The 19816-nt window shown below is 43.0% G+C and carries 24 protein-coding genes and 1 riboswitch; of the genes, 8 read left to right on the top strand and 16 right to left on the bottom strand.

The window, feature by feature from the left end; genetic code table 11:
- Positions 1-114: 114 nt before the first annotated feature.
- Positions 115-504, bottom strand: a complete 390-nt coding sequence (locus HMPREF9065_RS08255) for a helix-turn-helix domain-containing protein (RefSeq protein ID WP_021615347.1) — start codon at positions 502-504, stop codon at positions 115-117.
- Positions 505-630: 126 nt separating this feature from the next.
- On the opposite strand from HMPREF9065_RS08255, the gene HMPREF9065_RS08260 reads away from it, so the two are divergent.
- Complete coding sequence (locus HMPREF9065_RS08260) at positions 631-852, top strand: hypothetical protein (RefSeq protein WP_033002379.1); 222 nt, start codon at positions 631-633, stop codon at positions 850-852.
- A 191-nt stretch (positions 853-1043) separates the two neighbouring features.
- Positions 1044-1208, top strand: a complete 165-nt coding sequence (locus tag HMPREF9065_RS10075) for a hypothetical protein (protein WP_156901086.1) — start codon at positions 1044-1046, stop codon at positions 1206-1208.
- 121 nt (positions 1209-1329) lie between these two features.
- On the opposite strand, the gene hybG is transcribed toward HMPREF9065_RS10075, so the two are convergent.
- The 14 genes from hybG to yvcK all read right to left on the bottom strand — a co-directional run bounded on the left by hybG (position 1330) and on the right by yvcK (position 14746).
- On the bottom strand, positions 1330-1605 hold the full coding sequence (gene hybG / locus HMPREF9065_RS08265; RefSeq protein ID WP_021615344.1) for a hydrogenase maturation factor HybG: 276 nt from the start codon (positions 1603-1605) through the stop codon (positions 1330-1332).
- A 30-nt stretch (positions 1606-1635) separates the two neighbouring features.
- Positions 1636-2145: a hydrogenase-2 assembly chaperone gene (gene hybE, locus HMPREF9065_RS08270; protein WP_021615343.1), complete on the bottom strand. Its 510-nt coding sequence runs from the start codon at positions 2143-2145 to the stop codon at positions 1636-1638.
- 233 nt (positions 2146-2378) lie between these two features.
- Complete coding sequence (locus HMPREF9065_RS08275; RefSeq protein WP_021615342.1) at positions 2379-2858, bottom strand: HyaD/HybD family hydrogenase maturation endopeptidase; 480 nt, start codon at positions 2856-2858, stop codon at positions 2379-2381.
- On the bottom strand, positions 2858-4567 hold the full coding sequence (gene hybC / locus HMPREF9065_RS08280; RefSeq protein WP_021615341.1) for a hydrogenase 2 large subunit: 1710 nt from the start codon (positions 4565-4567) through the stop codon (positions 2858-2860). Before hybC ends, HMPREF9065_RS08275 begins: the two co-directional genes overlap by 1 nt.
- Positions 4567-5793 (bottom strand): Ni/Fe-hydrogenase cytochrome b subunit, encoded by a 1227-nt coding sequence (hybB, locus tag HMPREF9065_RS08285; RefSeq protein WP_021615340.1) that lies wholly within the window; start codon positions 5791-5793, stop codon positions 4567-4569. The genes hybC and hybB overlap by 1 nt, the downstream gene beginning before the upstream one ends.
- On the bottom strand, positions 5786-6826 hold the full coding sequence (gene hybA / locus HMPREF9065_RS08290) for a hydrogenase 2 operon protein HybA (RefSeq protein WP_021615339.1): 1041 nt from the start codon (positions 6824-6826) through the stop codon (positions 5786-5788). The genes hybB and hybA overlap by 8 nt, the downstream gene beginning before the upstream one ends.
- A 1-nt stretch (position 6827) precedes the next feature.
- Positions 6828-7976, bottom strand: a complete 1149-nt coding sequence (gene hybO / locus HMPREF9065_RS08295) for a hydrogenase 2 small subunit (protein ID WP_033002376.1) — start codon at positions 7974-7976, stop codon at positions 6828-6830.
- A gap of 294 nt (positions 7977-8270) precedes the next feature.
- A complete protein-coding gene (trpCF, locus tag HMPREF9065_RS08300) occupies positions 8271-9701 on the bottom strand; it encodes a bifunctional indole-3-glycerol-phosphate synthase TrpC/phosphoribosylanthranilate isomerase TrpF (protein ID WP_021615337.1) in 1431 nt (476 codons plus the stop codon).
- 35 nt (positions 9702-9736) lie between these two features.
- Positions 9737-10738: an anthranilate phosphoribosyltransferase gene (gene trpD / locus HMPREF9065_RS08305; protein ID WP_033002375.1), complete on the bottom strand. Its 1002-nt coding sequence runs from the start codon at positions 10736-10738 to the stop codon at positions 9737-9739.
- An 11-nt stretch (positions 10739-10749) separates the two neighbouring features.
- On the bottom strand, positions 10750-11142 hold the full coding sequence (locus tag HMPREF9065_RS08310; protein WP_005700510.1) for a tautomerase family protein: 393 nt from the start codon (positions 11140-11142) through the stop codon (positions 10750-10752).
- 56 nt (positions 11143-11198) lie between these two features.
- Positions 11199-11783, bottom strand: a complete 585-nt coding sequence (locus HMPREF9065_RS08315; RefSeq protein WP_021615334.1) for an aminodeoxychorismate/anthranilate synthase component II — start codon at positions 11781-11783, stop codon at positions 11199-11201.
- A gap of 10 nt (positions 11784-11793) precedes the next feature.
- Complete coding sequence (gene trpE, locus HMPREF9065_RS08320; RefSeq protein WP_021615333.1) at positions 11794-13341, bottom strand: anthranilate synthase component I; 1548 nt, start codon at positions 13339-13341, stop codon at positions 11794-11796.
- 172 nt (positions 13342-13513) lie between these two features.
- Positions 13514-13762 (bottom strand): class I ribonucleotide reductase maintenance protein YfaE, encoded by a 249-nt coding sequence (gene yfaE, locus HMPREF9065_RS08325; RefSeq protein ID WP_021615332.1) that lies wholly within the window; start codon positions 13760-13762, stop codon positions 13514-13516.
- A gap of 15 nt (positions 13763-13777) precedes the next feature.
- Complete coding sequence (yvcK, locus tag HMPREF9065_RS08330) at positions 13778-14746, bottom strand: gluconeogenesis factor YvcK family protein (protein ID WP_021615331.1); 969 nt, start codon at positions 14744-14746, stop codon at positions 13778-13780.
- Positions 14747-14969: 223 nt separating this feature from the next.
- Positions 14970-15129: riboswitch (molybdenum cofactor riboswitch) on the top strand.
- Between yvcK and moaA the strand changes: the two genes are divergently transcribed.
- The 6 genes from moaA (at position 15118) to HMPREF9065_RS08360 (ending at position 18661) form a co-directional block, all read left to right on the top strand.
- A complete protein-coding gene (gene moaA, locus HMPREF9065_RS08335; RefSeq protein ID WP_021615330.1) occupies positions 15118-16131 on the top strand; it encodes a GTP 3',8-cyclase MoaA in 1014 nt (337 codons plus the stop codon). (Overlaps the previous riboswitch by 12 nt.)
- Before the next feature lie 52 nt (positions 16132-16183).
- The gene (gene moaC, locus HMPREF9065_RS08340) at positions 16184-16666 is read left to right on the top strand and encodes a cyclic pyranopterin monophosphate synthase MoaC (RefSeq protein ID WP_021615329.1); all 483 of its coding nucleotides are present in this window, start codon (positions 16184-16186) and stop codon (positions 16664-16666) included.
- The gene (moaD, locus tag HMPREF9065_RS08345) at positions 16666-16911 is read left to right on the top strand and encodes a molybdopterin synthase sulfur carrier subunit (protein ID WP_021615328.1); all 246 of its coding nucleotides are present in this window, start codon (positions 16666-16668) and stop codon (positions 16909-16911) included. The genes moaC and moaD overlap by 1 nt, the downstream gene beginning before the upstream one ends.
- A complete protein-coding gene (gene moaE / locus HMPREF9065_RS08350; protein WP_021615327.1) occupies positions 16912-17367 on the top strand; it encodes a molybdopterin synthase catalytic subunit MoaE in 456 nt (151 codons plus the stop codon).
- A gap of 200 nt (positions 17368-17567) precedes the next feature.
- Positions 17568-18209: a stringent starvation protein SspA gene (gene sspA / locus HMPREF9065_RS08355; protein ID WP_033002374.1), complete on the top strand. Its 642-nt coding sequence runs from the start codon at positions 17568-17570 to the stop codon at positions 18207-18209.
- 11 nt (positions 18210-18220) lie between these two features.
- A complete protein-coding gene (locus tag HMPREF9065_RS08360) occupies positions 18221-18661 on the top strand; it encodes a ClpXP protease specificity-enhancing factor (RefSeq protein ID WP_021615324.1) in 441 nt (146 codons plus the stop codon).
- Between the two features lie 110 nt (positions 18662-18771).
- Here the strand turns inward: HMPREF9065_RS08360 and HMPREF9065_RS08365 are convergent, their stop codons facing one another.
- Complete coding sequence (locus HMPREF9065_RS08365; protein ID WP_021615323.1) at positions 18772-19815, bottom strand: ATP-binding cassette domain-containing protein; 1044 nt, start codon at positions 19813-19815, stop codon at positions 18772-18774.
- Position 19816: the final 1 nt, after the last annotated feature.

Here is a 19816-nt window from a genome sequence, read left to right as displayed (position 1 = left end):
GCCTCTTGATACACGACCCATACGATAGCGCAAGTGTCAACGCTTGTGCTAAAAATTTAGATTCATGGATACAAAAAGGCACAAGCAAAGGATGCTTGCGCCAGCAGGGGGAAACTACTTGATTTTTAATAGTTCATTCATTTCAATTAATAGTTTAATTTCCTTCTTTTGGCTTTCAATCAGTTCTTCTTTATGAGAAATAATTAGTAGTAAGCGCTGAATTTCAGATTTTAAATCAGTATCACCAAACGCAATGCAAGAGTAGTTGTTATTATTTGCGGAATTAGTTAGGTTAATTTTTCCATCTTCTCCATAAGCTAATAGTTCTATAATATCAATTCCAAAAACTTCAGAAATCTGTTCAAGCCTGTCTAAATTTGAACGTGTATCTCCTCGTTCAATTTTCGCATAGCCATTTGTAGACATGCTTAATTTTGTTGCCATTTCTTCTTGAGTCCATTGACGGTTTTCTCTTAATTGTCGGATTTTTTCATTTGTTTTCATTGTTTCACTACTTTTAGGGTTGGTATATAAATAATCTGGGTGGATAACCTCTATACTTTGTTGATTGTGACATTTTTGAGCCTAAATTACAATTTAGAAAAAAGTAACTTACCGTAGGAGAAAATGATGGCATTTTTTGATTTTTCAGGCAGCTTTAAAAAATTTCGAGAAGAGGAAGGAATTATGAACAAAGCTTTTCATGGAACAGCTGCCTTGGTAAAAGGTGTTGGAAATATTGGGATCATGATGAGTATTGAGGCTGCTAAAAAAATTTTAAATAACCCAAACTCTACTTCAGAACAAAGAGATAGAGCGAAAGCTACTTTAGATAGATTTGATAATAAATAGGAGGAATACCATTACTAATTATCGTGTTACTCTCCTTAAGAAAAAAGGGGATTATCAATCAAAAATAGTGGTAAATATTCTTTCCCATAGTACATGTGAAGCAAGACAGAAAGCAAAATCGATGTACCCGATGGGAAGTGTTATTGCTGTTGTTAAAAGTTAATTTATTAAAACGAAACAGAGGTAAAATGATGAAAGAGTATTGGCTTCATTATACTTATGCAAACGCTGACGGAACAAATAGAACAGTAACAAGTTGTAAAGTGAAAGCTGAATCTGAAAGTGATGCTAAAAATATTCTCAAATCAAAATATGCATCTAAAGGACAAATTATTGTTCAATGGCGTGATAGATAAGAGCGCCAATGGCGCGCTATCTGCTAGTTCCTATTTAATTTATTAATAAAAGTGTGGTCAAGTTTTCAACTATTTTCCACCTAGAAAAATACTTAAAACTCCGACCGCACTTTTCTTTAAATCACCCCTGATTCAATCCCAAAAAATCGCTCACTTCATGTTCTAGCTGGCTCATGGCAAGCAGGGCTTCTTGGGTTTGTTTGGCTTCTTCTTCATCAATAATGCTCATCGCGAAACCAACGTGGACGAGAACCCATTTGCCCAGCAGAGGTTTGGGGTCATCGCTGCAGATAAGGGAAATATTCACATCACGTTGCACGCCGCAAACATCCACGGTGGCAAGTTGTAATGCGCTGTCGCCGATTTTGACAATTTGACCGGGCACACCTAAACACATAATTTATTTACTCCGATTAAAAATTTTCGCTTATTTTACCATTGCTTTAAATAAATTGCGGCGATCTGGATCAAACGTCGCTTGTTTGGTCGGCATGGATAAAATTATGCGTAGGCAATCCTGTGTCAGTTGGATAGCTTGTTCGTTGGTAAGATTCGGATCAAGCGGGGAATGCAAGGAGCAGCTTAAATATTGCGGTACCGTTTCAACGCCACTGACCGTGAAAGTAAGGGCTTTGTAAGGCAGTTGCACAGTGATTTTGTCGCCTAATTCGCGTGGTTCCCAGGTTTGTTGTGGGCCAGGCAGAATAACGACGCTAATCATCCATGGGGTTAACACCGAGCCGACCCATTGATCTTCAAATAAAACAAATTTAGGGCAGAAACACTCGATGCCTTTATGAAAGAAAGGGAGATCTTGCATTTCAGGAACAATTTTTTGCATTTCGGCAAGGAAAGTCTCCGTTGGATTTTCTTCAAAGCCAGAAACAGAGTTTAAAAGTGCGGTGGTATTTTCAGGTGTTTTTTCGTGTCGGTACATGGTTAACTTTTCACAAAATAGTGGCGTGCGTTCTATAACGTGTGCCAGAAGTATTAATAAAATAAGCACGCGTCAGAGACGCGCGCTATCAGTGGGTGTTTGTCAATATCAATAAGATTAAAGCATAGCAAGCGAAACTTTAAAGAAAGTTCCCCTCTTTCGTAAAGAGGGGTTAGGGGAGATTTAACACTTGTCTCTATTAATTAGGTCAAACCTCCCCCAGCCCCTCTTTTCTAAAGAGGGGTGTTTAAGTTCAAACCGTATTCTTTTACTACTTGATTCAAGGTTACAAAAACATTCGGTAATGTTTTTTGTATCGTTTCCGTTAATCCAATGCCGGCTTCTAATGATTCCGGTTGGATACCGATAAGACAAAGATTTTGTGGAAACTCATCCGTCAGTTTGAGGGCAGAAAGCACATCACAAATACCCAGTTGGTGTGGCGAAATTTTGCGAGAGAAAAAGGTGGGTACCTGTTCGTCATGTAACACGACAATCTCGCCTGGCTGTTTGTTGGCAAGCACGGCATCGACAATAATCAAATGCTCGCGATTTGCCATCGCATCCAGTAATTCCATGCCACAAGTACCACCATCGATGATGTCAAAGTGCGGTTGAATTTCAGGGCGTTTTTCAAGCTCCTGCACCACGCGCACACCGACACCTTCATCGCTTAACAAAATATTGCCGACACCTAGAATCAAAGGCTTCATTACAACACCTTCACTTCAGTCACTTCACCGTTTTCGGTATTAACTACGTGCACAGCACAGGACATACAAGGGTCGAAAGAGTGAATAGTTCTGACCACTTCCAATGGTTTAGTTGGATCTGCCACCGGTGTACCAATAATAGAAAGCTCATAAGGACCCATTTGGTCTTGTTCGTTACGTGGACCGGCATTCCATGTAGATGGTACAACGGCTTGATAGTTTTCAATGCGGCCATCTTTGATGACAACCCAGTGAGAAAGCATACCACGTGGTACTTCACCAAAGCCAACACCACGGAACTCACCGTTTGCCGGAATATCTGTTTTGATATACGCCGTCATATCACCTTTCGCGATATTATCAATGAGCATTTGCCATTGAGCGCTTAAAATGTCGTTGATCGCACAGCAATGCACGGTACGACCGATAATACGTCCAAGGGTAGAATGTAATTGATCGGTGGTTAACGTGTTACCAGTCAATTTTTCATAAATGCCTTTTAATTCATTGAAGTGGTTGACAGTTGGCGTGTCATTCGCAGCCAAACCACACATTAAATAGGCGAGAGGACCGACTTCGACAACTTTACCGTAGAATGTTGGCGCTTTTACCCAAGAGTATTTGCCATCATCTTGCCAGCCGGTGTATTTCGGACGAGTTAAACCCGCCCAAGGTTCTAATGGCTCATCATCTTCGTACCAAGCGTGTTTACCACTTTCTTTAATGCCTTTTACAACGAACTCATCTTTTTGTTGGTCGATTGCACGGAAAGTCGATAAATCGCCGTTTTCGATATAACCACCTTTTAACATGAATTTAGAGTTATCTGCATCAATTGGGTATTCTGGTACAGATAAGTAGTTGCCAGATGTTTTGCCTAAGCTTAACCATTCAGGGTAGTAAGCCGCAAATACTGCTGCATCTACTTTATACACTTGATTAATGAAGTCAGTTAGGCGATCGATACAAGCTTTCACGAACATGAGACGTTCTTGGTTTAGTACTGCTTGGGAATCTAAGTTAATTGGGTTTGCTACACCACCAATCGCCAAGTTTTGAATGTGTGGTGTTTTACTACCGAGTAATGCGACTACACGGTTAGCATCACGTTGACATTCAAGCGCTTGCAAATAGTGCGCTACGGCAATGAGGTTTACTTCTGGTGGAAGTTTCATTGCAGCATGACCGAAATAACCGTTAGCGAAAATACCAAGTTGTCCGCTGTCCACTAATGCTTGAATTTTTTTCTGTACATTGCGGAATTCGTTAGCACTGTTTAATGACCATGTAGAGACACCTTTTAGCATGTCTGCTGCTTTTTCAGGATCAGCTTCTAGCGCAGCGGTGATATCCACCCAGTCCATCGCGGAGAGTTGATAGAAGTGCACGATATGGTCATGGATACTGTGTGCAGCAAGAATCATGTTACGAATGTACTGTGCATTTACGGGAACTTTAGCACCAATAGCATCTTCTACGGCACGCACGCTGATAATCGCGTGTACTGTGGTACATACGCCACAGATACGTTGCATAATCATCCATGCATCACGCGGATCCGCACCTTTTACGATATTTTCCATACCGCGCCACATGGTACCGGATGACCAAGCATTGGTGACGACGCCGTTTTCAATTTCGCAATCAATACGTAAATGACCCTCAATACGGGTAATTGGGTCAATTGAGATACGTTTTTTTTCTGACATTATTCTGCTCCGCTAACTTTTTTGCTGAATGCCGCTTTTTCGGCAATAATTTTTTCTGAGTCTTCGGTATGTTTTTCTTTAAATACCGGTAATACAGGGAATAAACGAATGATTAAAATATAGGCACATACTTCAATAGAAACGAAGCCGATTGAAATAAGCAATTCTTCCGCTGATGGGAAATATTGATAGCCGTTGCCCGGATTATACATGATAAGCGAGTAGTTCATACGCCATAATGCTGCACCGAGTAACATGCTTAATGCCGAAGTAAATAACCAACGGGAATCTGATTTTTTCTCCCCGAGGAAGAGGGTAAGTAACGGTAATACCATCAACCAGACTTCCATCCAGAACATCCATGCTTCAAATTGAGTTAATTTATCGAAACCCACAACCATTTGCAGTTTATCGTGATAAATCAACTCACCAAAACGCACGGCTAGGAAGCAGAAGATCAAACCTGCAGTGACACGCGCTAATTGAGTGAATAAATGACGCTCGTCCGGTGTTTTTCCTGCAAGACCGGCTTTCACTAAGGAACCTTCAAATATCACGATAGAGAAGCCCATAATGAAAGCCGTAAGCAAGGAGAGAATCGGTAACACTTCATAACTTTGCCATACCGGATGCACTTTGTGACCGGCTACAATCATCAAGGAACCCATTGAAGATTGGTGCATCATCGGTAACAAGGCACCCAAGGCAATAATGAAGAACATAATTTTATTCAGCTTATTAAACCATTTCTTCAAGCCAAGGAAACCAAGCCACACCGGCGCAAATTCTAAAGTGACGACAATGATATACACCGTCATACAAAATGCCGTTTCAAACAGCACGGAATTGGTATTGAACTGCCCTGGAACGTAGAAATACGGCAAGTGCCAATAACGCCCCATATCAATCGTAATGGATAAACCGCCAAGGGAATAGCCGAAGAGACTGGCAAGCAATGCCGGGCGCACAAGAGCATGATATTTCCCTTTATTGAAAATATACACAGTCCAAGCTAATGCCCAACCGCCACAGGCAAACCCTGTACCGACAAGCAAGTCAAAGGCAATCCATAACCCCCAAGGATAACCGCCATTAAGTGCGGTTACAGAACCAATACCAAACACTAAACGTTTTAAAATTAATAAAACGCAAAGCACGGCAAGTGGTGCAAAAAAGAGAATTGCGGCAGAAACAAGGCGACCGCCCACCGGACGTGGATTACTCATGATGCTCATTCTCCGCTTCTTCCATTTCCTTGCGTGCCTGACGCATGGCTTCTTTTTGTGCTGCAATACGCTCAGCAATTTTATCGCCGTGCATATTTTTGTAAGTCATAAAGGTTAGACCGGCAAGTGCGACTAACGGTAAGGCTAAACCGCGATACAAGAAGTGTTGTAAATGCGCCGCACGAGAACCTGTCGCGACTTCATCTAAGTCTGGTAAACCAAGATTAGCAAAAGGTACACCACTTAAGGCGAGCACCTGTGTACCACCACCTTCTTTTTCACCGTAGATATGATATTGATATGCCGGTACGGTAGCACGGTATTTATCTGTACTATTGACGTGTTGACGAGGGTAATCATATTCAGTACCACGTAATAAGCTTAAACGACGTTTCGCTTCAGCCAATAATTCTTCACGTGTACCAAAAATAATGGCACCTGTCGGACAAACATGGCAGCAACCCGGTAGCTCACCTTTATCTAAGCGCTCAACGCCTTTTTGGTTGCAGAGCTCACATTTGCTGATTTCGCCGAACGGATTGTCGTAGTCATATTTGGGCACATCAAAAGGACAACCCACCATACAATAACGGCAACCGGTACAAATATCAGGATCGTATTTCACGATACCGGTTTTAGGATCTTTGGTAAGGGCTTGAACCGGGCAAACGGCAACACAGTTTGGGTCAACGCAATGCATACATTGTTTTTTTACGTAAGCATAGCCGTTTTCTGTTTGGTCTTTATTTTTACCGTCACCATCGGTCCACACTTGAATAATATTACGTGTGAACGGCGTAAGTTTGTCGTTATTTGACCAAGTTTGATCACCTTTTGGGTTTACCGGTGTGTGGTTCACGTTTTGACATTCCGCCACGCATGCCTGACAACCTACACAAAGGGTAGAGTCGTAAAGCATTCCAAGCGCACCGGGAATGGGCTCAACCACTTCCGATGCCTGTGCACTCGATACAGGCAAGGTGGAAGCAATTCCGCCAAGCACACCGGCTTTTAGAAATTTTCGTCTATCCATGTTATTTACCTGTATGTTGTTCTTTTTCTGCCGCTTTGGCTTCGACACGGGCTTTATGTTGAATGCTTAATTCGCGTAAAGTCACCACACTCACGCCGGCGAGTATTGCCGCAGCACCGCCTAATAAACCGATGGCTGTCATGGTCGCCCCTGAACCTTCGGTGTTGTTGACATCCGGTTTTTCAACGCGTGGTGTTGGGTTTTCTACCCCGGCTAATTGGAAAATGCCTTTGGTAAAGCCCACGCCTTTTTCGTTACAACCATAGCAAGGGTGCCCAATACCGACCGGCCAGTTATTACCACCAACATCACAGAATTCTAAGGTAGAGCAGTTGCCGTAAGTTTCTGGCCCTTTACAACCAAGATGATATAAACACCAACCGTTGCGGTGGCCGTAATCACCGTATTCTTTGGCAAAACGTCCAGCATCGAAGTGCGGACGACGATAGCAGTTTTCGTGAATTAAGCGATCGTAAGCGAATAATGGACGATTTAATTTGTCCATTGCGGGTAGTTTCTTATAAGTAAGAATATAAGCGACAGTTGCAAGGAAGTTATGTGGATTTGGTGGACAGCCAGGAATATTGATCACCGGTGTGCCTTTTGGTAAGACTTCAGATAAGCTGCTTGCGCCAGTTGGGTTACCACCGCTAGAAGGTACACCACCCCATGCTGCACAAGAACCGATCGCAATAATCGCGGCAGCCCCTTTAGCAGCTTCTTGGATGTGTTCTACAATCGGTTTACCTGCTACCATACAATAGACGCCGCCGTCTTTCACCGGAATAGATCCATCTACGACTAAAACATATTTTCCATAATACTGTTTAATTGCATTGTGTTTATTCTCTTCAGCTTGTTCCCCAAATGCGGCAGAAAGCGTTTCATGGTATTCCAAGGAGATCATTTCCAATACCAAGTTTTCCACTGTCGGATGGGTAGCGCGTAGTAGCGATTCCGTACATCCCGTACATTCTTGCGCCCCGATCCATAACACCGGTGGGCGTGCCGGTGCCGTTAAGGCGTTGGTCATCTCCGCACCGGCTTTACTGCTTAGTCCCATCGTTGCCGCAAGTGCGGTACATAATTTCATAAAATCCCGACGAGAAACATCGGCTAAGGCAGAAAATAATCCATCACTTCGTTGCATATCATCACTCCAAATCACACATTTTATATAGGGTTATCGGCGCTATGATATGCTCATCAAGAGGAACATTATTTGATCGTCATCAAGAATATCCCTATTTTTTATCAGAATATAAACAGTAACCCTTTGTTTTTGTTATTAATTGAGATGCATTCTCATTTATTGAGTTGTGAATTGTTTTAATTATAAGTGGTGTTTGATTGGTTGAGAGTTGGAGGGAAAAAGTTTACTTAATAAAAGAAAAAGGTGCACATTGGACGTTGTGCACCATATTTATTGTGAGGTTTTGTGACGCTATAAAATCTTTGTAAAAACCGATCGCACTTTTTCAGCATCTTTCACACCGGGAGCGCTTTCCACGCCAGAATTTAGATCCACACCGATACAATGTTGTGCTAACGCAGTGTCAATATTATTTGAATTAATACCGCCTGCCAACAGGATTTTATGTTTTAGTTGTGTCGGAATCAATGACCAATTGAAAGTCTCACCGGTACCACCTTGTTGCGCGCCTGACTTGCTATCGAAAACAAAACGATCAATCGCAGAAACGTCGTCAAAAACCACCGCACTTTTATGGGTTACATCCACAGAAATGGCTTTCCAAATACGAATGCTTTCAGGCAATTTGGTGCGAAGTGCGGTGATAAATTCCGCTGTTTCATCGCCATGCAACTGAACAGCATAGAGCTGTAATTGCTGTGCGATTTTCACGATAAAATCAATGTCTTGATTTTGAAACACGCCCACAAAACGAAGTGGGGCGGCCGTCACCAATTCTTGGGCTTGGCGTAAACTGACACAACGTTTGGAATTTTCGACAAAAATCAGCCCGCCGTACAATGCGCCGCTTTCGTAAACGGTTTTTACATCTTGTGCACGGGTTAAACCGCACACTTTGTTTTCGCCGAAAATGACTTCACGCACGGCGTTGTTTAAGTCGGGACTGCTCATTAAACTGCTGCCAATTAAGAAGCCGTGGGTAACGTGTTGCAATTCACGTACTTGCTGATGATGGTAAATGCCTGATTCGCTGATGATTCGTACGTCGGAAGGAATTCGGTCGGCATATCGGCGGGTTAATGCCACCACGCGGTTTAAATCCACACTTAAATCATGCAAATTGCGATTATTCACACCAATAATTTTCGCCCCTAACGCCAAGGCGCGTTCAAATTCTTCTTCGTTGCTGGTTTCGGTCAACACGCCCATGCCGAGAGAATGTGCTAAATCCGCCAAGATGCGATAAGTCTCGTCGTTCACCACCGAAAGCATGAGTAAAATCGCGTCGGCTTGGTAAAAACGCGCCAAATAAACCTGATATTCGCTGATCATAAAGTCTTTACACAACACCGGTTGTGTGACAACGTCGCGAACTTGTTTGATATAGGCAAAATCCCCTTGGAAGTATTTTTCATCCGTCAGCACAGAAATCGCATTGGCATAGTTTTTATAGACCTGAGCAATTTCTGTCGGTTTAAATTCACTGCGAATCAATCCCTTGGAAGGCGAGGCTTTTTTACATTCTAAAATGTACGCCGGTTTTTGGTGCGTGCCTTTTGCTAACGCATCATAAAAAGCGCGGTCGGATTTTTGAATGTTTTTTTCAAATTCACTCAATGGAAATTCTGCTTCTTTATTTTTTACCCATTCGGCTTTATCGAGCACGATTTTTTGTAACACCGTAGCGGTTTTAAGTGGTTTGGAAAAGTCTTGTGTGATCATGTTTATGTCTTATTTTTGAATAACGAGTCTTTAAATTAATAGGTCGTTAATTTTTGTAAAGTTTCAAACGGTTTGCCTTGTGCAATCACATCCAATACTCGTTGCGCATTATGTTTAATGTCTTCTTGTCCGAACAGTTTTAATAATAGTGCAGTGTTCATGGCAACGGCTTGGTTGTGTTCCGCTTTGCCTTTGCCTTGTAAAAGTGCGGTAATCATTTGCGCATTTTCTGTCGGTTCGCCACCGCGCAAAGTTTCCAGCGGTTTGACTTGGAAGCCAAAATCTTGCGGTGTTAAGGTATAACGTTCAATCTCGCCGTTACGCACTTCCGCTACGTCTGTCACGCCATGAATGGCCACTTCATCTAAGCCACTGCCGTGCACGATAATCGTGTGTTCGTGACCTAATTGAGCAACTGTTTTAGCATAAATATCAATCAGTTCAGGAGAATAAACGCCGAGCAATTGACGTTTCGGACGTGCTGGATTAATAAGCGGGCCAAGAATGTTAAAGAGCGTACGGGTTTTTAAGGCTTGGCGTACCGGCACCACATATTTGAAGCCCGGATGATATTGCTGTGCAAACAAGAAGCAGATGCCGATGTCATCCAATGCTTGGCGGGCTTGTTCTGGAGACATGGCAATATTGACGCCAAGTGCGGTCAATAAATCGCTAGAACCGGTTTTACTGGAAACACTACGGTTGCCATGTTTTGCTACTTTGGCACCACAAGTGGCTGCGACAATAGCGGACGCCGTAGAAATATTGATGGTATTGGCGCCGTCACCGCCTGTGCCGACGATGTCAGCAAAGGGGTAATCGGGTGTGGGAAACGGTTTGGCATTTTTAACAGCGGCTAATACGGCACCGTTGACTTCATCGATGGTTTCGCCACGCACTTTCAGTGCCACTAACATGGCGGCGATTTGTTCGTTGCTTAATTCACCCAACATGATGGCGTTAAATAAGGCTTCGCTTTCCGCGGCGGTTAAGGTTTGTGTGCCATAAAGTTTTTCTAATAGAGCTTGGTTTTCCATCATACTTGTCCTTATTTATTAATATCGTAATCCAAATCGCGTGCTTCATCACCGGTCATGCCACGGAAGCCCCAACAATGCGCCGGTTGTTCTTTGATAGTGATTTCCACGTCAAATGGGCTAATACCTAGTTTGTATTCAAATTCGCTGAACAACATTTTGATTAAGCGTTTTTTAGTTTGTTCTAAACGACCTTGCATTAAATTGATTTCAATTACCATGTAATTGTCGGTACGGTTTGTGGTGTGCGGGTAGTAAAAATCATCGTCTTCCAAACAAATAAAACGAAGCGCGTGCTTGCCTTTGGCAACATCTAAACCCAGCTCCAAGCAGTTATAAATCACCTCCGCTACAGCAGATTTGCGCGGGGAAAGGGTACGTTTTAAGCCATATACTGTGATCATGTTTTGTCCTTTTTTATTTAAAACCTCCCTCTTTGCTAAAGAGGGGAAGTGGTAAATTAATTCCGTTTCAACAACCATTCCACCGATTGCGCCAATAACTGTGCCCCTTGCACCGTTAAAATAGACTCGGGGTGGAATTGGAAGCTACAAATGGGCAAAGTGCGGTGGCGAATTGCCATATTAATGCCATGATAAGAGGCGTTCGGAATCAATTCATCGGGCAAATTAATTCCCATGAGGGAATGATAGCGTGCGACCGGCATTGGGTTAGTCAAACCTTTGAACATGGCTTCATTGTCGTGTTCAATTCTAGACACTTTGCCGTGCAAAATTTCACCAGCATGAACGACTTTTCCACCGAAGGCTTCAATTAACGCTTGATGCCCCAAACAAATGCCCAACATCGGTACTTTGCCGATTAATCTCTTAATTAACGGAATCATATTCCCCGCTTCATCCGGTGTGCCCGGCCCGGGGGAGAGGGCAAGAATCGTGTCCGGCTGTGCTAAAGCATTTTTTTCTAAAATCGCTAAATCGCAATCGTTGCGGTAAATGTGAACCTGATGTCCCAATCCGCGAAATTGATCCACTAAATTGTATGTAAAGGAATCAAAGTTATCTAAAAATAAAATGGTTGCCATGATATTACTCCTATTGATTCGCTTTCTTATTGGTTTGTACGATGGCGTTGATGACCGCGCGGGCTTTGTGACGGGTTTCATCGGCTTCCATTTGCAGGTCGGAATCCAACACCGTACCGCAACCGGCTTGCACATGGGCAATGCCGTTTTGCACGAAGGCAGAGCGAATCACAATACAGGTGTCAAAATTGCCATCAGATTGTAAATAGCCTACGGCGCCGCCGTAACTGTGGCGTTTTTGTTGTTCAAATTGATAAATTAACTGCATGGCTTTAATTTTCGGCGCGCCGGTTAGCGTACCCATGTTCATGCAGGCTTGGTAAGCGTGTAACGCATCCAGTTCAGGGCGAAGTTTACCTACCACGCGAGAAACAAGGTGCATAATGTGCGAATAGCGATCCACCTGCATTAAATCTTTCACATGACGGGTTTTACTTTCGCACACACGGGCGATGTCGTTACGGGCTAAATCCACCAACATTAAATGTTCCGCCTGTTCTTTATGATCCAAACGCAATTCCAGTTCCAAACGGGAATCTAATTCGGGATCAATATTGCCATCAGCATCAAAACCGCGCGGACGCGAACCTGCAATCGGGTAGATCTCCAACTGACGGGTAGTTTGCGAATATTTCAAGGCACTTTCCGGTGAGGCACCGAACAGAGTGAACTCCTCGTCTTGAATAAAGAACATATACGGGCTTGGGTTGTTTTGTTTTAACTGACGATAAGTTGCCAGCGTATTCGGGCATTCAAGGGAGAAACGACGGGACGGCACAATTTGGAACACGTCGCCGCAATAAATATGTTGCTTCAGGCGTTCAATAATTTTTTTGAATTTATCATCATCTAAATTAATGGCAACCTCGGTAGAAGCCGGTTTGAGGCTCAAGTGCGGTCGAATTTCCAAGAGTTTTTTGGCAATGTCTTGTGCGTTCTGTTGCAACGTAGCCAACGCATTTTGTGCAAAACAAAAGGTTTGTAATTCCGCTTGTTGCAATTGATGGTCGATCACCAGTAATTGTTCCGCTAAATAAAAGCAATAATCCGGGCAGGTAATGCCATCATCTTGCAAAGTGATGTTTTCCATCGGAATAAAATTTGCCACCAAGTCATAGGCGAATAACCCGCCTAAAAAAACCGGCAAGGTGCTTGCCTGATAAAGTTCAGTAAAACAACGCAACCCGTCGAAAATGCCGTGTGCCAATAATTTGCTGTCTTCGTCTGCATTATTGTTGTCAGGTTTGAATTCTACTTGCAGTTCGCTGCTTGTTTGGGATGTTATGTTTACCAGTGCTGAAAGCTTTTGCGCAATTAACGGTAACACTGCGGCACCGTTGTCGGTCAACGCATGAAAAGTCACGCGTTGTCCCAAACAGGAAATTTTTATGGCCGCGTTAACGAGTAATAAACTTTTCAGACTGTTTTTGCTGGAAATTTCGGCAGATTCTAACAGTAGCGTATTCGGTTTGTTTTCACATAAGGTGGCGAAAATGGCGGTAGGGTCGCTGTGATAAGCAACGTTTTGTGTGAATGTTTGAATAAAAGCAGATGACATTCTCATTTCCTTAAAACATAAAATCAAGTTGCACTATTAAACTAGTGCAAAAATCAAAAGTCAAGGAGAAATCGATTTTTTGTTGAGGAATCGGGTTGCAGTGCGTTTAAAAAGGCGAGGGAACATCCTTCCAAAGATAGAATTGAAAAGTGCGGTGGATTTTGGCGGTATTTTATAAATCGATTTCTAAATCTTCTTCTACGTGGCAGCAACAAAGCAAGATTTCATCTTCCAATAAAAACGCAAGGGGCGGCTCTTTGTAGGAAACCCGACCTTTTTTTAATTTAACCCGACACGCGCCACAATAACCGCTGCGGCATTGATATTCATGTTGAATGCCGAGCTGTTCTAAACGCGTTAATAGGGGAAGGGCATTATCGTGTTCAATAATTTGTTGGCGTCGTAATAAGTGAATTTTCATTATGGATAAAACGCATTACATTTCCGCAAAGGGAGGCATAATTTCCTCTTCTTGAGGTGTATATAACATCCCTACTAATTCATCAATCGCCGCGCAAAGAAGTGTACGGTCGTGCCGATATGCTATATCGTCAGCGTTTAAACGACCAGTGAGAATGGTGAAGTTCAGTGCGGGCTCCATAGTGACATCCGTTGAAGTGATTGCGCCATCAATCATCGGTTGACCGACAATCTCGTGGAGCCACTGAATGCGATCGGCGAGAGAAAGGGTTGCGGCAGGGCCCAGTTCTGTGCCTAAATTATCAATAAAGATCTTTTTCGCGTGGCTTTGTCTGAGTTGCTCAGCGATTTCCGGAAGAAGAAGTGGTGGCATAATACTGGTGAGGAAACTGCCGGGGCCGAATAAAATAAGTTCCGCTTCCCGTAAAGCTTGAATCGCTTCCGGTGTGGCTGTGGCATAAGGCACTAAAAAGAGGGATTTAGGGAGTTCGGTTAAGCTATCAACACTGACTTCCCCCACAACGCTGCTACCGCCGTTTAATACCGCAGCAAGATGCACCGGTTGCTCGGACATGGGAATAATAAAGGATCTCACGTGTAATAATTCACGAATGAGATTGACGGCTTCTGTTGGGCGAATTTGCATATCTTCCAGCGCTTTTAACATGAGATTGCCGAGGTTATGCCCGGCTAATTCACCATTGCCGCGAAAACGATATTCAAATAAGGCGGAGGCGGTGCTTGGTTCCGTGATGATTTGATTTAAGCAGTTACGCAAGTCACCCCAGGCAATGCCGCCGTGTTCCATGCGAATTCGTCCGGTAGATCCGCCGTTATCAGTGGTGGTCACAATTGCGGTAAGGCGTTCTTTCATAAAACTCAATGCTGACATGACACGACCTAATCCATGCCCACCACCGATAGCCACGATGTTTGTCAGTCGATTAAGATTTTCGTGTTGTTGATAGCTTTTAAAATCCGCCATGAGAGTTCCTTATTTTTTGTTGGCCCCATTATAATGATCTATTTTAAATAGAGAAGTTGAATGGCATAACTTTGCAATGAGATACCTCTTTTTGACTACAAAATCTTCGCTATATAAAAACATATATAATTGATTTTAAAGAAATTTATCAATTTTCCCCTTAAATTAAATTAATTGATTGCATTTGTTTTCGTGAATCTTTTACAATGCAACAAAATTTATTAACCGCATGTAACTCCGAGCTTACTCACCTACGTTTTGCGCACAGTATTGAACACAAAATAGGGTGGTAATGCCAATAATACGAAGTCGGTATTATTCAGGGATACGTTGGAAACGATTTATCCTCTCCGTTTTTAGAAAGGTGTCAAATGCAAACCATTCCAATCAAAAATGTTGGCGCGGCTCAACTCGTTGATTCGTTCCAGCGTGAATACTACTATTTGCGACTGTCGATTACCGATATGTGTAATTTTCGTTGCAATTATTGCCTACCTGACGGTTATCAGCCTGAACCTAATAAGCCGAGTTTTTTAACCTTGGACGAAATTCGTCGCTTGGTCACTAGCTTTGCGCTGATGGGAACGGAAAAAGTCCGTATTACCGGTGGCGAACCAACCTTACGTAAAGACTTCCTGCCAATTGTAGAAAGCATTCGTGGCATTGACGGTATCAAACAAATCGCACTGACCACAAACGGTTTTCGGTTGCTTAAGGATGTCGCTGCTTGGAAACAAGCCGGCGTGACGTCTATTAACGTCAGTGTGGATAGCCTAGATGCCAGAATGTTCCAGCGCATTACCGGTGTCGATAAATTTGATGACATTATGCGTGGTATTGATCGCGCTTTTGAATGTGGCTATCAAAAAGTCAAAGTCAATTCAGTCTTAATGAAAGATTTGAATGATAAAGACTTTTCCAGTTTCTTGGCATGGATTAAAAATAAACCGATTCAAATGCGTTTCATCGAGTTGATGCAAACCGGTGAAATGAATTCTTTCTTCCAAAAACATCATTTATCGGGACAGATTTTAGAACAGAAACTCTTGCAAGACGGCTGGCAATTGCAGATAAAAAATCGTTCTGACGGTCCGGCAAAAGTTTTCCGTCACCCGGATTATCTGGGCGAAATCGGCTTAATCATGCCTTATGAGAAAAATTTCTGCGCCAGCTGTAATCGTTTGAGAGTTTCTGCCAAAGGGAAATTGCACCTTTGCTTATTTGGAGAAGAAGGGATTGATTTGCGTGATTTGTTACAATCTGATGAGCAACAAATGCTTTTGCAATCAAGAATTTTCTCAGCGTTACAAGGTAAGCGTGAACACCATTATCTGCATGTTGGCGATAGCGGCGTGCGTAATCATTTAGCCAGTATCGGCGGTTAATTTACGCCGAGACTGAAAACATCAAGAAAACCAACCGCACTTTTTAATTATCATGACCACATTTACTCACATTAATGCGAATGGCGAGGCGAATATGGTGGATGTTTCCGCCAAAGCCGACACGGTTCGCGAGGCGCGTGCTGAAGCCTATATTCGTATGGCGCCGGAAACCTTACAAATGATCCTCTCCGGACAACACCACAAGGGCGATGTGTTTGCTACCGCCCGAATTGCCGGTATTCAAGCGGCGAAACGCACTTGGGAACTGATTCCGCTGTGTCATCCGCTTTTACTTTCTAAAGTCGAAGTGAGTTTGACCGCACTTCCTGAAACCCATCAAGTACGCATTGAAAGCCTGTGTAAATTGAGCGGTAAAACCGGTGTAGAGATGGAAGCCTTAACTGCCGCAAGCGTTGCTGCATTAACCATTTACGATATGTGCAAAGCTGTGCAAAAAGACATGGTGATTGAAACGGTACGTTTGTTAGAAAAGAGCGGTGGAAAATCCGGGCATTTTATTGCGGAGGAAAAATAATGTTACGTGTTTTATTTTTTGCCCAAACGCGAGAATTAATCGGTTTGGATGCCATTGAAGTGAATGAAAATTTCGCCACGGCAGAAGCATTACGTCAACACCTTGCGGCGAAAGGCGATAAATGGGCGTTGGCATTGCAATCGGATAAACTTTTGGTGGCAATTAATCAAACCTTAATGCCGTTAGAAAGTGCGGTCAAGAATGGCGATGAAATTGCCTTTTTTCCACCAGTGACCGGAGGCTAAATGAACGATATTCAAATTTCCGTGCAAGAGCAGACGTTCGACCAAAATGCCGTTTATCGTTGGTTGAGCGAAGAAAATTCGGTTGGTGCTACGGTAATGTTCGTGGGCAAAGTGCGTGATATGAACCTAGGGGATGAAGTCAGTAGTTTGTATTTGGAACATTACCCTGCGATGACCCATAAAGCCTTGATGGATATTGCTCAACAGGCAAAAGTGCGGTGGGATTTACAAAAGATTTCCATCATTCATCGTGTAGGTGAATTGAACACCGGTGATGAAATTGTGTTGGTGGGAACAGCTTCTGCGCATCGTGGCGATGCTTATCACGCCAATGAATTTATTATGGATTATTTGAAAACCAAAGCGCCTTTTTGGAAAAAAGAACAAACCGAAAAAGGGGAACGCTGGATTGAAGGTCGCGACAGTGATTATGCGGCTGCCGATAAGTGGAAATAATCCTTTCTTATTGTTTAGAAAGAACGTTAAAAATATCCGTTTCGTTACTGAAGCGGATATTTTTTATGGCGATAAAGCTAAAATCCGGCTTTTTCTTGGAAAAAACCGCTTGCTTTGTGATAGAATAAACGACCGCTTTTCTTGGTATGGCAAGAGACCAACCGAATATTTTTCTTATTTTTGAGTCGTCGGAGGAATAGATGACAAGTTCTGCAAATAAACGTTCTGTAATGACGCTATTTTCAAATAAAACCGATATTTATTGTCACCAAGTGCGTATTGTGTTGGCTGAGAAAGGCGTCGCTTATGAAACGGAAATTGTAGATCCGCAAGCCTTGCCGGAAGATTTAATGGAACTTAATCCATACGGCACGGTGCCAACCTTACTGGATCGTGATTTAGTCTTATTTAATTCACGAATTATTATGGAATATTTGGATGAACGTTTTCCGCATCCGCCGTTAATGCCGGTTTATCCGGTAGCACGTGGGAAAAGCCGTTTGTTAATGTTGCGTATTGAACAGGACTGGTATCCAACGTTAGAAACTGCACAAAATGCCGCATCCGAAGCTGAACGAGCACAAGCATTAAAACAACTCAAAGAAGAAATTCTGGCGATTGCACCGATCTTTAGTCAAAATACGTATTTTATGAACGATGAATTTAGTCTTATCGATTGTTATGTCGCGCCGTTATTGTGGCGTATGCAAGAATTGGGTGTAGAATTTAGCGGTGCCGGTAGCAAGGCTGTGAAAAGCTATATGTCCCGTGTATTTACGCGTGATTCTTTCTTGCAATCCGTAGGGGAATTAGCGCCGAAAAACTTAATGGATGAAAAATAATAGGCGATCTCATGGAATATCAATCCTCTCCAAAACGTCCTTACCTGTTAAGGGCTTATTATGACTGGTTGATCGATAATGATTTTACGCCCTATTTGGTGGTTGATGCCACTTACTGGGGCGTGAAAGTGCCGGTAGAGTATGTCAAAGATGGGCAAATTGTGTTGAATTTGTCTGCCAATGCCACCGGAAATTTACAGTTAACCAATGATTTCATTCAATTTAACGCCCGTTTTCGAGGTATGCCGCAGGATATTTATATTCCAATGGGCGCGGCCTTGGCAATTTATGCACGAGAAAATGGCGATGGTGTGATGTTTGAGCCTGAAGAGGCTTATGCTCATCCGGAGCAAGCCGAAGATCAGCCAATTGGCTTTGAGAAAGCCGTCGATAAAAAGGATAAACCGAAAAAGGCAACGAAATCTACCTCTCACTTACGCATTGTGAAATAGTGGTTCGATCATCAGATTAAAAAACATTGAAAAAAGATACCGCACTTAGGTATCTTTTTTTATGGCTGGAACATTTAAAGTGCGGTGGATTTTGACGCTTTTTTATGGCATTAAAATCGATCTTCCGCTAATACAAACCAACCAATAGGCCGCAATTTAACGAAATATTCGGGCTGATTTGGCGTGTAATCATTGGGATTTAAGTGCACCAATAATGGCAAACCATGCCATCGCACCTGAATCTCCCAATAGCTCCCCATAGAAATCGCCGATTGCACTTCACAACGTTCCGCCGGTTCGCCGCTGAGTGTCAATAACACACCTTCCGGGCGAATACCGAGCACATAGTTTCCCTCCGGCGGTGGCACATCTGATTCAATCGACAACGCATTTTCTGCCAGAAGATAGTTTCCGTTTTTTACGCTTACCGGAAAGAAAGACGCTTCGCCCATGAAGTTTGCTGTAAAACGGGATCTCGGGTGATGATATAGCGCATTCGGCGAGCCGATTTGCTCAACGTTGCCTTGATTGATGACAACCACGGCATCGGAAACAGCAAAAGCCTCCGTTTGATCGTGGGTCACATAGAGCACGGTAATGCCCAATTTCTGTTGTAAATGGCGAATCATCTCGCGCATGGTGCGACGCAAGTTGGTATCCAAATTACTTAATGGCTCATCAAATAATAAAATTTTTGGCGCAGTTACCAACGCCCTCGCCAAGGCGACACGTTGTTGTTGCCCACCGGAAAGTTGTTCGATACGGCGATGTTCAAAACCCTCGAGTTCCACCATTTTTAATGCTTGACTGACTTTTTCGGTGATGTCGGAGGAATGGGTTTGCTGCATTTTCAAACCAAACGCCACATTTTCCCCGACGGTTAAATGTGGGAAAAGCGCGTAGGATTGAAACACAATGCCGACACCTCGTTGTTGTGGTGGCAGACGGCTGATGTCCTTTCCATCACATAAAATTTGCCCTTGATCGAGATCTTCCAATCCGGCAATCAGACGCAGAATGGTGGTTTTGCCACAACCTGAGGCGCCCAATAAAGTCGTAAATTTGCCTTGTTCAAAGGTGAGATTGAAATCTTGCAATACTTTCGTTGCGCCAAAAGCTTTATAAACCTGTTTTAATTCAATATGTTGTGTCATG

This window comes from Aggregatibacter sp. oral taxon 458 str. W10330 (assembly GCF_000466335.1).
Lineage (GTDB): Bacteria > Pseudomonadota > Gammaproteobacteria > Enterobacterales > Pasteurellaceae > Aggregatibacter.
Note: the sequence above shows the minus strand (reverse complement) of the source record. Positions and strands in the feature narration are given on the sequence as shown.